Origin of the sequence: Hymenobacter mellowenesis (assembly GCF_030581005.1) — a bacterium.
Taxonomy (GTDB): Bacteria; Bacteroidota; Bacteroidia; order Cytophagales; family Hymenobacteraceae; genus Hymenobacter; species Hymenobacter mellowenesis.
The window spans coordinates 37,312-49,962 of sequence record NZ_JAUQSX010000016.1 but is presented as its reverse complement, the minus strand read 5'-3'; the positions used below and the strand labels follow the sequence as shown (position 1 = coordinate 49,962).

Genomic DNA, 12,651 nt, shown 5'->3' with positions numbered 1-12,651 from the left:
GATTTGTCTTCTGTTGGATTTATAATATTCGTTCATGAAGCATCTGTTAGTAGTCCTTTTGGCCGTGCTCACGTGGAGCAGTGCCCAAGCCCAAAACGAGAAGCAAACGCCCGTCACGAAGCTCCCCGGCGAAGAAAATCTGAGCCTCCGCGAGCGTGCCGAACGTGATTTTCTGATGCCGGTGCGGCGCAAGAAAATCGTGACCGAGGCCCCCAAAGTTGCCGACGACAATACCGCTGCCCCTGAGTCCGACGCTTCTGCCCACTACTCCGAAGCCACCGACGAATCGGCTGCCGTGACGGCCCGCACCGCCCGCAGCTACGAAGCCAGCCACGCCGAAGCCCGCGCTGCCCGCCGGGCCGCCGCCCGCCGCGAGGAGGCCCGCGCCGAAGCTCGCGCAGAGGCCCGAGCCGAAGCCCGCGCCGAGGCCCGCCGCGCCGCCCGCCACAGCAAGTCGAAGTCGCACAAGTCGTCGTCGCACAGCAGCAAGTCCAGCAAGGCGAAGTCGAAGAAATCTTCTTCGCACAGCAGCAGCAAATCGAAGTCGAGCAAGTCGAAATCCAAAGCCAAATCGGAGTCACATTCGAAGTCGAGCAAGTCGAAGAGCAAGAGCAGCAAAGCCAAGGCTTCGTCCTCATCCAAGAAAAGCGCTTCGCACAAGTCTTCTTCGAAGAAAAGCACCCCTTCCAAGTCGAAGAGCAAATCGAAGAAGCACCGCCGCTAAGCCGGTAGCTCAGGCCGCCAAACAGAAACGCCCGACACTGATGTGTCGGGCGTTTTTTTATTTATGGGGGCGTAAGAACGTCATGTAGAGCCGCGACACTTCGCGTCTTATTGTTCGCGCCATTTGGGTGATGTTCGGGCATAAGCTGTCCAACGACGAGACGCGAAGCGTCGCGTCTCTACACCGTTCTATTGGCACAAACAGGCCCGGCCATCATAGGATAGCCGGGCCTGTTTGTTACTACTGTAATCAGCTTACCGCTTGTTGCGCACGATGAAGTTGTTGAACACCGCCGCCGTGCCTTCGGCGCCCTGGGCTACGAGGGCCACGCGCACGCCGCGGTCCCAAGGCGGAAGGTAGGTGCCGTTGAGGGAGAAGCTTTCGGTGGGCAGGGGCTGCCAGGTGGCGCCATCGGTGCTGTAGGCGAAGCGGTAGCGCTGGCCACCCCACACTTCAAGGCGCAACGTGAGGGTGTCGCAGGGCTCGACAAAGAGCTGAGCCAGGCACTGCTGCTTGCCACTTTTGACGTGCCAGATTTGGACCTGGCCGTTGCCGGCCATCAGGGCCAGGGCATTGTAGGGGTCGCCTACGGCGGCAATGCCGGCGTAGGTATCGACGGGCAGGTTGGCGAAATCGAGGGTAGTGGCAGCCTTGTATGTGGCTACATGGGTGCGCCGGGCCACCAGATTGCCGAGGCGCGAAGAACCGGCGGCGAGATGCAACTGGCCGCCGCGCATGGCGGTGTGCGGCTTGGGCGCCGTGATGGGCCACTGCCATTCGAGGCCGAGCTGGTCGCCCTCGAACTCCTCAGCCACGTTGAGGCGCGTCACGTCAGTGAGGGGGGCGGCCTGAGGGCTGCGGTTCACGAACTCGGGCCACTCCTGGGCGTTCCAGGTGAACTCACTCAGCAGGCCCTGGCGGCCCACGAACTCGTGGCTATCGGCCAAGTAGGCGTGGTGGAGCAGGAACCAGCGGCCATCTAGTTCGGTCACCGTCCCATGGCCGGGGCATTTCCAAACGTTGTTGCGGTCGAGAATGGGGTTTTGCGGGTGCTTTTCCCAGGGGCCGAGCAGCGTGCGCGAGCGGGCCACGCCGGTGGCATAGTTGCAACCCTTGCCGCAGCAGCTGTTGCCAGCATAGAAGTGGTAGAACCAACCGTTGTGGCGCACCAGGGCCGAGCCTTCCACCAGCGGGCCTTCCCATTTCACATCATTGGTAAACAGCTCGGTGGCTTCGCCGATGAGGGCAGTGCGCTCGGGGTTGAGGCGCTGGGCCCAGATGGGGGTTTCCTGCTGGCAGGAGTTGCCGTCTTCCTTCCAGACGAGATAGAGGTCGCCGTGCTCATCGGGCATAGCGAAGCCGTCGATGGAGCCGGCTTCCTGGCCTACCAGGATGCCGTGGTCGCGGTAGGGGCCGGCGGGGTGGTCGGCGCTGGCTACGGCTACGCACAGCATGCCGCCCTGCTTGCTGCGGGCGGTGTAGTACATGAAGGTGCGGCCGTTTTCGTGGTGAAACTCGGGGGCCCAGAAGTTGGAGCTGGCCCAGTCGGGCTGCCGGTCGGGGAAGACGTGGCCGACCAGTTCCCAGTCGAGCAGATTCTTCGAGGAGAAGATGGGGAAGATGGCGCCCCACTCGGCGGTGGTGGCGCTGGCCCAGTAGGTGTCGCCAATTTTGGTGACGGTGGGGTCGGGGAAGTCGCCGGGGAGCACGACGTGGTCGTAGCTGATGCGGGCCGGCAACGTTTGGGGGGCGGCGCCTACGGAAACGGGGGCCAGCGGGGCGGTGAATTCTAGTTCGATGGACACGGTGGGAGGGTGCAAAGAGGATAGAAAAGAAAGCTTTCCCCGTAGGGAACAGCTTTTCATGCTAGCAAGGTAGGCGTTTAATTTAAAATCGGCGTCGAAACAGGAATTTTTTAGGACGAGCCACCTGAAATAATCGGCGAGTGCGTCGTTTCGCTAAGCGAATTAATTACGAATAAACACGTAGGGTATTAATCGACGAATAGCCCTGCGTAATTGAAAAAGGCTATATGCCAGCTTGCTTAAGGTTGGGAAATACGTAAGCAGATTTGGGGCCAGGCTGGCACCTAAAGCAGGGTTAGGAAAGATGAAAATTACATTTTGCAAAGAACGACCAAATTCAATTGTTCTGTATTTGGGCTTTTTGACGAGGGGGTAATGGCGAATAAGGGTAGTTTTTATCGGCTGTAACTTGCGAAATGGAGGGGCTAACCTTCACAAATTGTCAGTTTTCGATGGGTGGGGCTTGGGAATAGGGAACAAGTCGCCTCTAATCCATTAAGACTGCTGAACCTTTCTTGCCAGAGCCGCAGCGTGGATGTTCGTCCGTTGAACCCCGCTATTCCCGCGTCCGAAACTGCACCACGTAAGGCACCAATGGGTGACCATCGAGGGCTTGGAAGCCGCTTTCGAGAGTGAAGCCGTAGGTGCGGCCGGGCTGCAGAGTGACCCGGTAGGTGTAGGATTTGCGGTCGGCGGAAAAACCGGTGCGGCCCGTGACGGGGAACTGGTCTTTGCCGCCGGGGCCGTAGCCGGTGCCCGTGTAGGGCCCCATAGGGGCGGAGAAGGTGAAGCGTAGCTCCTTCACGGAGGCATCGAGCAGGCCGTCGGGTGAGAGGGCGGGCGTCATGCTTACAACGGTAGGGTTGCGGGCGGCGTAGGCGCGCAGCAGCTGGGCGCGGTCCAGCGGCTCCGGGTAGTAGTGGCTGTCGCGCAGCAGGGCTTCCACGGCGGCGCCGGAGCCATAGTCGAGCTCGATGAGGCGCTTGAGGGCGGCGGGTTTGTCTTTGGCTTGCCGGTAGTAGGCCCTTGTGATGGCATAGCCCATGTAATAGCCCAGGTCGGACACGTGGGCGGGGTTGTCGGACTGCTGGTTGTAGAACCAGTTGCCGATGGCGGGCGAGAACATTTCGGCCTTGAACTGCTGCTTGAGCGCGGCCTCGTGGGCGGGGCCGTAGGCCATGTAGGGCTGGGCGGGCACGCGGCCGGTCACGAGCTCAGCCACGAGGTCGCAGGTGCCTTCGTAGAGGGCCAGGCTTAGGAGCGGGTCGCCGGGGAGCTTCTGCTGGGTGTGCACGTATTCGTGCACGTTGGTGAGCACGGCTTTGGGCACGGCATCGCCCTGGTAGCTGCGGGCGAGGGTGGCGCGCAGGCCGGGCGGAAACTCCGAGAGGTCGACGCCCGCCCCGCCCAGGGTGAGTTCGGAGCCGATGAGGACCGCGCCATCCTTGATGGTGCCGCCGGAGCGAAACAGGCCCACGGTGAAGTAGATGGGGGCCGGGCGCAGGGCGGGGTAGAGCTGCCGGAGCTTCGTGAGGTATGGCGCGAGGCCGGTGGCTACGGCCGGGGCCTGCCGCGTGTAGGGCCGCAGCGAATTCCAGAACCGGGGGTAGCGCCGGATGGCGCTGATGTACTCCGGGGCGGTGTAGCGGCGGGCTTCCATCATGCTTTGCTGGCCGGGCGTAGCGTTGGCAATGAAAAGCCGCTGCAGGTACCGAAGCTGCCGGAGGCTGTCGGGGGTGGTGCGGATGCTGTCGTAAGCCGTCCAGAAGTGGTCGAGGTCGGAGTAGAAGACTGGCTGGGCAGTGCTTTGGGCGAAGGCGGGAGCGCCGCCGAATAGGCCCAAGAGGAGCAGACGGTAGAAGCAGGGTTTCATAGCGCGAAGTTGGTTATCCAAACTCAGAGCGTGCCGTGCTTTTAACATTCCCAAATAGGCTGGACGGCAAATGCCCGCATCCTTCAGCTCACGGCCACGGAGGTGGTGGCAGGCAGATTGATGGTGAACGTGGTGCTCACGTCCGGGCTGGATTCCACAGTGATGTGGCCTCTGTGCGTCTTCACGATGTCCTGGCTGATGAACAGGCCCAGGCCGGTGCCTTTGGAAGTGGGCTTGGTGGTGAAGAAGGGCGAAAACAGCTGCTCCCGCTCCACGGCCGAGATGCCCGCGCCATTGTCCTGCACCTGAATTTCGACGCCCGCCTCCTGAAAAACCGTGACCACGGTGAGCGCGGCCCGGAAATCGGGGTTGCGCAAGGCCTTTTCGTGCACGGCGTACATCGCGTTGTTGAGCAGGCTGAACAGAACCGCACTCATCTCCGTGGGCACCATTCGGATGGTCATAGTCTCCAAATTGTCGCCCTTCACCAGCGCTAGCGGAATGGCCCGGTAGGCGTCGTCCAGCTCCTGCCGGTACGCGGCCAGCTGCTCCTCCACAAACGCGTTGGGGTCGGTGTCCACGAACTGGGTGGATTTGGTTTGCAGCAGCTTGTCCATGCTGCGCACGATGCGGGTGAGGCTGGAACCGTGCTGCTTGATTTTGCCGATATTGCTTTCCACCATCTCCAGCAAGGGTACCAGTTCGGCCTGCAGGTGCTCATCGGCGGCGTAGGGCGCGGCAGCGAGCAGTTCGCGGCACTCGGCCAGCAGCTCGGTCGAGACGTCCGAGAAATTGTTGACGTAGCTCAGCGGGTTCAGCAGGCGGTCGACCAAGCCCTTGGTGAGCTGGCCGATGGACGCCAGCTTTTCCTGCCGGATGAGCTGCTCCTGGGTGTCGCGCAGGTCGGCCAGGGTGCGCTGGAGGCCTTCGAGCAACTCGTCGGACTTGCGCTTTTCCACCATCAGCTCGCTGGTGCGGGCTTCGAGCTGCTGGCGGGTGGTTTCCAGGTCGGTCACCATTTTGTTGAAGGCAACGCCCAGCTCGCCAATCTCGTCGTGCGAGTTGCTGGCCACGCGCTGGGTGAGGTCGCCGCGGCCCACTTTGGTGGCGGCGTCGCGCAGCTTGAGCACCGGCACCGAGATGTTGCGGGCCAGCACGAAACCGATGCCGATGCCGATGCTGAACACCAGGAGGCTGAAAAACAGCGAGGTAATGCGAATCTGCCGCTTGCTTTGCACGATTTCGCGGGTGGAGAAGGCCAGCATGATTTCGCCGCTCATCATGGGCGTGCGGAAAGCGGTGCGCTTCACCACCGTGGAGTCGTTGGAAGCGGCCTCGACGTCAATCTTTTTGCGCTCGGGGTAGGTTTTGAATTCCGCGCGCTTGATGCGGAACCGGGTGTGGGTCGCGTTCCAGACGGTGTCGGTCTGGAGCAGGCTCACGAACTGCAGCAGCGGGTCCTTCTTCACGAAGTCCATGGCCGTTTGCACACCCTGGAAGTTCTGCTCGGTCATGGCGATTTTCACGCCCAGCGCCACGGTGTTGGCGTGGTTTTGCACGTCCTTGTTGAAGTTGTTCAGCAGGCTGCGCTCCTGAATGACGGGCAAGTAGAGGAGCACAAAAAACGAGAACAGCAGCACGATGCTCGTCACGGCCAGCCAGATTTTGGTCTTGACCGTGAGGCGCAAGTGACGGCCGATGCGCCGAATGGCCGGATGACGGAAGCTCTGTACCATGGCGGGCCCGCTTAATTTAGGAGCAGAAGGGGTTGGGGCGGTGCTTAAATGGACTTCTTGCCTTCGATGGTGATGGTTTTGCTGCTGGGCACGGGCTGGTTCACCACGCCGATGGCGCCGGCGGTCTGGGCCACGAATTCGGCCAGCTCGGCTTCGGAGTTGAAGAAGTTGGGCGCGTCGGCCTTGCCCTGAAACACGAGGGCCAGCCAGTACTTATTCAGCTCGTTGGCGCTCATGTTGTAGATTTTTCGGCTGGTGCTCTGGCCAATGGGCGTGGTGGTTTTCAGCAGGGCGATGACCACCTTGCTGCCGTCGGGCCAGCGCAGTTTTTCGCCGCGCATGGTAGCCTTCAGCTGGGCCAGCTTCATTTCGCTGGGCACGCCCTTGCCGTTGCCAATAATCACGAGGTTCTGGTCCTGCGCCCAGGCCGGGGCACGGCCCGCCACGAGGAGGAAGAGAAGGAGAAAAAACGTCAGTCGGGAAAGCCAGGCCATGTGCATCACGAGTTAAAAGCCAACGGCGATTTGAAAGGTTACCTTGTCGGCCGTGGGGTACATGTGGCTTTTGGTGCGCTGGTACTCCAGTTTCAGCACGGCCAGGTAGCTCATTTCGTAGCGCAGGCCCCCCACGAAAGACTGGGTTTTGTTGTCCATGAAGTACACCTCCCGGTTCTCGGTGAACCGGATGTCATCGACGCGGACGTAGGGAATAATCTTGTCGGTGAGGCGCAGGCCCGCGTACACGTAGGTGGCCATGGCGCGCTGCGTGCCCAGGCTGTCGGAGCGGTTGTTGACCATGCTGGTTTCGGCCAGCAGCTCAAACTTCTTGGAGAAAACCGAGTCGTTGTAGGCAATGGAGCCCGTCAGGATATCCTGGTTGACGCGGGTGAGGGCCACCGGCGTCAGCCCGCCCCCGTGGTTGTGGGCGGTGCTGCCCTTCGAGATGGCGTCGTGGTAATACGAAGCGCCCAGGCGCATGCCGTCGGTGGGCTTCACGTGCACGGCCAGCGTGAGGGATTTCACGGGGTTGTTGTCCACCACATCCCCCGAGCCGATGCCGTTGCCCACCATGGCGTCGTAGCCGAAGCGCAGGGCGCCCAGGTTCTGGCCCTGCAGGCTCACGCCGGTGGTGTGCAGCGGAATGATGCCCTGGGCAAATAGCAGGGGCCGCTCGATGGTGGGGAAGAAGACCCGGCCGTGGTGGTAGGTGTCGTTCCAGTAGTTGATGGGCGTGTGGTGCTTGCCCAGCAGCACGCTGTGGTTGCCGGCGTAGTTGTATTTGAGGATAATGCGCTCGACGCTGATGTTGAAATCGGTGGGCGAATCGGGCGAAAACTTGAACACGGTTTCGCCCAGAAACGACAGCCGCTCCGTTATCACCGACGTGATAAACAAGTCCTGCTCGCCCAGGCCAAAGCTAACCTTGCCATCCTGATAGTAGGCCAGGGCATCCACGAAGCCCCGGATGTCCGTGCGTTGGGTTTGGGCCCGGGCCCGCGGCGCGGCGCCCAGCAGCAGGCCCAGCAGCAGAATAGCAATGGAGTAATGGGTTGTTTTCATACGCAATACGTCACATTTAGAACAGAGCAGAACCAGAGGTAATTTATTATTCCTTCGCTGGCAGGCACCAAGACAGATGCACTGGTTTGGCGCTGTAAAGGCATTGACGCATGGCGAGGCCAACTTGCCAAAGGTAATTCAATAAAAAATTATTTTAGTGCCAAAAGCCGTTTTAATTGCCAGCGGCACAATCAGCCGACATTACCCAATCCAGTATGGAAACCCTGACTTGCTAAAGGCGGCGTCAGTGCGAATCATCATGGGAAAGAGAGGGCCAGCTAGCATTATTCGGGCCCAATGCGAACCACGAAGGCTACCTGCCGTAAGACAGGGAGTTTTACAATCATCTGTTTTTTAGGATAATGAATTCACCCGAAATAAATCCCAATACGGCCGATAAGGCTACTAACGTGTTCGAACAAGCCACTGGCGCGGCCACCGATACTGCCAACGAACTGCTGGCCCAGGTGCCCGACTCGGTGAAAGAAGCCAGCGACAAGGCCCTTGGCGCGTTCAAGAACCTGACCACGACCCAGAAGGTGGTGGGCGGCGCACTGTTGGCAGCCGGCCTGGCCTACCTGGTAGCTCCCAAGAAAAAGGGCAAAGCCAAACGCAAAGCGGCGGCGCTCGACGAGCTGCTGCTGTTCGTGAACGACCGCATCGAGGGCTACAAGCGGGCCGTGGACGAAACCAAGGACGGCGACCTGCGCGCCTACTACCAGCAGCTGGTGAGCCAGAGCCGGCAGTTTGCCGACGAGCTGAACCGCTACCTGACCCGCGAGGGCGGCGAGCGCGAAACCGGCACCACCTTCAAAGGCAAGCTCTACCGCAAGCTGATGGACGCCCAGGCCGTGGTGACGGCCCGCAACGAAAAGGCCATTCTGGCCGCCAACCTCTACGGCGAGAAGTGGGCCATCAAAGCTTACAAGAAGACGCTGCGCCGCAAGGCCCTGAAAGGCGACATCCGCGATGCGGTGCGCAAGCAGTTTGCCCAGTCGAAGAAGACATATAAGAAGCTGAAGCAACTGGCAGCGCAGCAATAATTGCCGTTGCTGCCGAGTGAGCCCCGCCGGGCCGAACCCTTTGCGGGGACGGGCCGGCGGGGCTTTTTGCGTGAGGAGTATATTGGGCCATCCGCTACAACGGCTACACGCAGGCCCACAAGATTATCAACTCCGGCGGCGGGGGCGGCAAGGAGAAACCGGCTGCGGCGTAGGTTTCGGTAGATTTGGAAACGAAGCCGCCCGCTTCAGGTGGGGGAGCGAGCGGGTTTTTCTATTAAGGGCGGTGTTTGAAATGCTACTTATTGTCGGTTGTTGTGCCGACAATAAGTAGCGTGTTTTGAGGGTGCGGGAACAAACATTAAAAGCATTTGGGCAAGAGGTTCGCCACTGGCGCATTGAGCAACATCTTTCGCAGGAAGAACTGGCTAGCCGGTGCGGCTTTCATCGAACTTACATTGGTCAAATAGAGCGCGGTGAACGAAATCCATCACTGCTTAATATCCTGACTTTGTGCCGGACGTTGGGTGTTTCGTTGCCGAAATTTTTTACCCGTTACGAATCAGCTATTGATACGCCCATTTAATACTTCCGGTGGCGGTGCTAACACCAATCGCAATGGATTGGAATTTGAACGCAGTACGGAATTACGTGATGCATTCTTGGAACATCCACGCTATGCGCTACACGGCGATACCGTGGTGGACCGGGCTACGACGTTGCCGGTGGGCGTATTGTTTGAAAAAAACAAGCTCTACAAAAATCTGCTAGCGGCCCGGGGCATTGATTACACGCAACTGGTAAGCAAGCGGCTATTGCCCGATGGAGCCGTTTTGGTCGGCGGTACGCTGTACATCATCGAGAAGAAATTCCAGGCTGGTTCGGGCTCGGTAGATGAGAAGCTCCAAACCTGCCATTTCAAAAAGCGGCAATACGAGAAGCTAGTGGCCCCGTTGGGCCTGCGCGTAGAATTTTATTACCTGCTGAATGACTGGTTTCGGGACCCGTCTTACCGCGATGTGCTGGAATACATTGAGGAAGTGGGCTGTCGCTATTTCTTCAAGGAAATTCCGCTGGAAGAATTAGGGTTGTGAGTAGTTGCGAGCCAGCGGAATTAGGCAAATTGCGCTTCCGGCGCGGGCACGTAGTTGCTAATCAATAGCTCACTTATTTTGCCTCGGCCCTCTGCTTTGGAATTGATGTGCCGCTTGGCCTGAATTCGCCGGATGGTGAAATCGGCATACAAATCATCAAAATAAGAATCGGCGGCATCGGTGTTTTGCGGGTCCGAGTTGCTCAGGAGCCACTGGTTTCCTCGTGCATCCAGCTCGCGGCAGAAGGTGGCCAACCGCTCCTGCGAGGTGGCATCGAAGGTTTCGGTAGCGTAGGCGTTGAAAGCGGCAGTCTTGCTCAGCGGCTTGTAAGGCGGGTCGAAATAGAAGAAGCTGTTGGCGGGCGCGTGGTCCAGGACCTGCGCAAAATCGCCCTGCAGGATAGTGACGCGGGCCAGCAGCTGGCTATCGGCCAGAATGGTTTGCGGGTGGCAAATAGCCGGCTGTTCGTAGCGCCCAAACGGCACGTTGAACCCGCCTTTGCTATTGACGCGATAGAGGCCATTGAAACAAGTCCGGTTGAGGAATATGAGCACGGCAGTATTGCGCACGGCCTCCAGTGGCCGCGTGTTGAACTCGGCGCGTAGCTCCTCAAAGTAAGCGCGACGGACTATTTCGGAAGGCAGGCGATAGTAAGCCTCTTGGATAGCCATCAGGGCTTTGATTAATTCCTGCGGGCGCTGCTGAACGACCTGATAGGCGGTTGCCAGGTCAGGGTTAATGTCGTTGATAATGGCCTGCCGAATATTGGGATAAGCTTGAAGCATCCAGAACAGCACCGCCCCGCCGCCAATAAATGGCTCGACATAGGTCAGGTTATGCGCATGGCGTAGGCTGTCCGGCAGGGCGGCTTGAATGGCGGGAATCAGCTGACGCTTGCCACCCGCCCATTTTAAAAATGGCTTTGCGCCCTGCATTTCCTCAAACAAGTCCATAGCTCAAAGATACAGGTCAGTGGATGGATTAGTAGACAATAAGTATCTTTTGTTGTTTGAGATACAGCAAGCGTTAGTGTTTACTTGGTCGGCCGTGACCCCATCACAAATACCAACACGCCGCCCTTGGCCACGTCCTGTTGCGCCGGAAACGGCTGCGTGAGCCTTTACGGGTTTGCGCAACTATAATGGTTTCCACGTTCCTTTTTTGAAGTACATGTTGCCAAACTTCGGCTGGTTAAACGCCAAGAAGAACCTCCGCACGTCGCGGTATACGGTGGGGGCGGTGGTTAGCATGTGGTGCGCCGTCACCATGGGCCACTGGACTGCGCCGCCGGGGCCCTAATCGGTGCCGGTGAAACGGGCCATGGGGGCGGAAAAGTCGACGCGGATTTCGGTGATGGCGGCATCGGGTAGGCCGTCGGGGCCGGGGGGAGGCGGATGACGACGGGGCGGGCGGGTTCGGCGGGAGTCTGAACAATGCCGAAGGTAAATAATTGGGAACGTGCGCTTCGGTCTTGCCGTAAGTAGCGGTAAACTCAACCATTACGACCCACTGTCATGAAATTGCCCGAAGCCCTCAACGACGCCGCCGACAAAGCCAAAGACCTGCTCGACGACGCGACTTCCGCCACCTCCGATAAAGCCAAGGACTTGCTCGACAAGGCCGCTGATGTGAAAGACGACCTGCTCGACAAAGCCGCCGACCTGAAAGACGACCTGCTCGATAAGGCCGCTGATGCAAAAGACAGCCTGCTCGACAAGGCCGCCGACGCCAAGAGCAAACTGTTCGACAAAGCCGCCGACGCCAAAGACGCCGTGCTCGACCACACGCCGGACTACGCGAAGAAAGTCGGCGAGAAGCTGGTCGATGCGTTCGAGGACCTGTCCACGACGCAGAAAGTGGTGGTGGCTGCCCTGCTGGCCGCCGGCCTCACGTTCCTGCTCACGCGCAACAAGCGCTAAGGTCGCACGCCGGCAGTGCCGGTGCTTGTTTTTAGGAGCCCCGTCGGGCCGTTTCCAGCAGTGGGGGCGAGCCGGCGGGGCTTCTTTGATTGGGCAAATGCCAACTTGCTTTCAGTAGCGCTGTGTTAATTGTAGAGCGTCGGCCGATGGCGTTACAGCGGTTGCCATTTGCCTTTCTTGAAGTACATATTGCCGAATTTGGGCGAGTTGAACACCAGAATAAAGCTCCATATACTGCGGTACACGGTGGGGTTGGAGGCCAAAACGTGGTGCGTCGGCGCGGGCATGTGAATAAGGAGCCGGGCGGAACCGTAGGGAGCGGAAGTTGAAATACGTCCTTCATACACTGTTGCCGGCCCATCCTTGGGAGTTGAGTAGAAGCGGATGGAATTATCGGGGTTAATGGTGAAGTGGAAGTTGTTGTATTGCCAGTCGGCTTGTTTGCCCGGGAAATAGCTGCGGTCAATGACGTACTCGCCATAGTAGTCTTTCTGCTTGAGAACTTTCTTCTCAAACAGGGGCCGGGCAATGGTTGAGAAAACACCAAGCATTATGACAGAAAGCCAGATGACGCCCAGCGCTTTGCCAAAAAAAGCTTTCCTGGTTAGCGCCCAAACTGCCAGTAGCAATAAAGTCAGCGGGATGAGAAAGAGGCCGGCAAGCATGCTGTATTAGTTGCTAGTAGGGCAATAATTTATTTCCGCGCCGGCCGCGCCCCCATCACAAACACCAGCGTGCCGCCCTTCGCCACGTCTTGCTGCGCCAGAAACGGCTGCGTCAGCTGTTGTCCGCTGAGGGTGACTGCTCTATTTAATGGTAAAGGGAAACCCATTCGAGACTAAGGTGCCGGTAAATGCCTTGCAGATTTGGCCGCCGCAGATGTCATGATGATTTAGATGCAGCTTTAGTCTATATGAGTGGCGAGGGAGTAAAGGACGAT

12 protein-coding genes are annotated in these 12,651 nt (G+C 59.1%); 5 read left to right on the top strand and 7 right to left on the bottom strand.

Annotated features, from left to right (window positions below):
* Positions 1–34 precede the first annotated feature (34 nt).
* Positions 35–724, top strand: coding sequence for a hypothetical protein (locus Q5H92_RS23445; protein ID WP_305014005.1), 690 nt, complete (start codon positions 35–37; stop codon positions 722–724).
* A gap of 254 nt (positions 725–978) precedes the next feature.
* Here Q5H92_RS23445 and Q5H92_RS23440 read toward each other — a convergent pair whose 3' ends face one another.
* The 5 genes from Q5H92_RS23440 to Q5H92_RS23420 all read right to left on the bottom strand — a co-directional run bounded on the left by Q5H92_RS23440 (position 979) and on the right by Q5H92_RS23420 (position 7,697).
* Entirely contained in the window at positions 979–2,544 is a 1,566-nt protein-coding gene (locus Q5H92_RS23440; RefSeq protein ID WP_305014004.1) for a family 43 glycosylhydrolase, read from the bottom strand.
* A 541-nt stretch (positions 2,545–3,085) separates the two neighbouring features.
* Positions 3,086–4,402, bottom strand: coding sequence for an Ig-like domain-containing domain (locus Q5H92_RS23435; protein ID WP_305014003.1), 1,317 nt, complete (start codon positions 4,400–4,402; stop codon positions 3,086–3,088).
* 83 nt (positions 4,403–4,485) lie between these two features.
* Complete coding sequence (locus Q5H92_RS23430) at positions 4,486–6,138, bottom strand: sensor histidine kinase (RefSeq protein WP_305014002.1); 1,653 nt, start codon at positions 6,136–6,138, stop codon at positions 4,486–4,488.
* A gap of 44 nt (positions 6,139–6,182) precedes the next feature.
* Positions 6,183–6,632: a hypothetical protein gene (locus Q5H92_RS23425; RefSeq protein ID WP_305014001.1), complete on the bottom strand. Its 450-nt coding sequence runs from the start codon at positions 6,630–6,632 to the stop codon at positions 6,183–6,185.
* A gap of 12 nt (positions 6,633–6,644) precedes the next feature.
* On the bottom strand, positions 6,645–7,697 hold the full coding sequence (locus Q5H92_RS23420; protein ID WP_305014000.1) for a hypothetical protein: 1,053 nt from the start codon (positions 7,695–7,697) through the stop codon (positions 6,645–6,647).
* A 362-nt stretch (positions 7,698–8,059) separates the two neighbouring features.
* Here Q5H92_RS23420 and Q5H92_RS23415 point away from each other — a divergent pair, with 362 nt between their 5' ends.
* The 3 genes from Q5H92_RS23415 to Q5H92_RS23405 all read left to right on the top strand — a co-directional run bounded on the left by Q5H92_RS23415 (position 8,060) and on the right by Q5H92_RS23405 (position 9,792).
* The gene (locus tag Q5H92_RS23415) at positions 8,060–8,740 is read left to right on the top strand and encodes a PA2169 family four-helix-bundle protein (RefSeq protein ID WP_305013999.1); all 681 of its coding nucleotides are present in this window, start codon (positions 8,060–8,062) and stop codon (positions 8,738–8,740) included.
* A 304-nt stretch (positions 8,741–9,044) separates the two neighbouring features.
* Entirely contained in the window at positions 9,045–9,284 is a 240-nt protein-coding gene (locus Q5H92_RS23410; protein WP_305013998.1) for a helix-turn-helix domain-containing protein, read from the top strand.
* 76 nt (positions 9,285–9,360) lie between these two features.
* Complete coding sequence (locus tag Q5H92_RS23405) at positions 9,361–9,792, top strand: hypothetical protein (RefSeq protein WP_305013997.1); 432 nt, start codon at positions 9,361–9,363, stop codon at positions 9,790–9,792.
* A 20-nt stretch (positions 9,793–9,812) separates the two neighbouring features.
* On the opposite strand, the gene Q5H92_RS23400 is transcribed toward Q5H92_RS23405, so the two are convergent.
* Complete coding sequence (locus tag Q5H92_RS23400; RefSeq protein WP_305013996.1) at positions 9,813–10,745, bottom strand: DNA adenine methylase; 933 nt, start codon at positions 10,743–10,745, stop codon at positions 9,813–9,815.
* A gap of 561 nt (positions 10,746–11,306) precedes the next feature.
* Between Q5H92_RS23400 and Q5H92_RS23395 the strand changes: the two genes are divergently transcribed.
* Positions 11,307–11,711 carry a hypothetical protein gene (locus Q5H92_RS23395; protein ID WP_305013995.1) on the top strand — a complete coding sequence of 135 codons (405 nt, stop codon included), beginning with the start codon at positions 11,307–11,309 and terminating at the stop codon, positions 11,709–11,711.
* Between the two features lie 152 nt (positions 11,712–11,863).
* Here the strand turns inward: Q5H92_RS23395 and Q5H92_RS23390 are convergent, their stop codons facing one another.
* A complete protein-coding gene (locus tag Q5H92_RS23390) occupies positions 11,864–12,262 on the bottom strand; it encodes a hypothetical protein (protein ID WP_305013994.1) in 399 nt (132 codons plus the stop codon).
* Positions 12,263–12,651 lie beyond the last annotated feature (389 nt).

What these genes read in the sequence shown, in the direction of transcription:
- Q5H92_RS23390 (WP_305013994.1), bottom strand. Translation starts at nt 12,262, where the DNA reads ATGCTTGGTGTTTTCTCAACCATTGCCCGGCCCCTGTTTGAGAAGAAA.
- Q5H92_RS23420 (WP_305014000.1), bottom strand. Translation starts at nt 7,697, where the DNA reads ATGAAAACAACCCATTACTCCATTGCTATTCTGCTGCTGGGCCTGCTG.
- Q5H92_RS23395 (WP_305013995.1), top strand. Translation starts at nt 11,307, where the DNA reads ATGAAATTGCCCGAAGCCCTCAACGACGCCGCCGACAAAGCCAAAGAC.
- Q5H92_RS23415 (WP_305013999.1), top strand. Translation starts at nt 8,060, where the DNA reads ATGAATTCACCCGAAATAAATCCCAATACGGCCGATAAGGCTACTAAC.
- Q5H92_RS23425 (WP_305014001.1), bottom strand. Translation starts at nt 6,632, where the DNA reads ATGGCCTGGCTTTCCCGACTGACGTTTTTTCTCCTTCTCTTCCTCCTC.
- Q5H92_RS23435 (WP_305014003.1), bottom strand. Translation starts at nt 4,402, where the DNA reads ATGAAACCCTGCTTCTACCGTCTGCTCCTCTTGGGCCTATTCGGCGGC.
- Q5H92_RS23430 (WP_305014002.1), bottom strand. Translation starts at nt 6,138, where the DNA reads ATGGTACAGAGCTTCCGTCATCCGGCCATTCGGCGCATCGGCCGTCAC.
- Q5H92_RS23400 (WP_305013996.1), bottom strand. Translation starts at nt 10,745, where the DNA reads ATGGACTTGTTTGAGGAAATGCAGGGCGCAAAGCCATTTTTAAAATGG.
- Q5H92_RS23445 (WP_305014005.1), top strand. Translation starts at nt 35, where the DNA reads ATGAAGCATCTGTTAGTAGTCCTTTTGGCCGTGCTCACGTGGAGCAGT.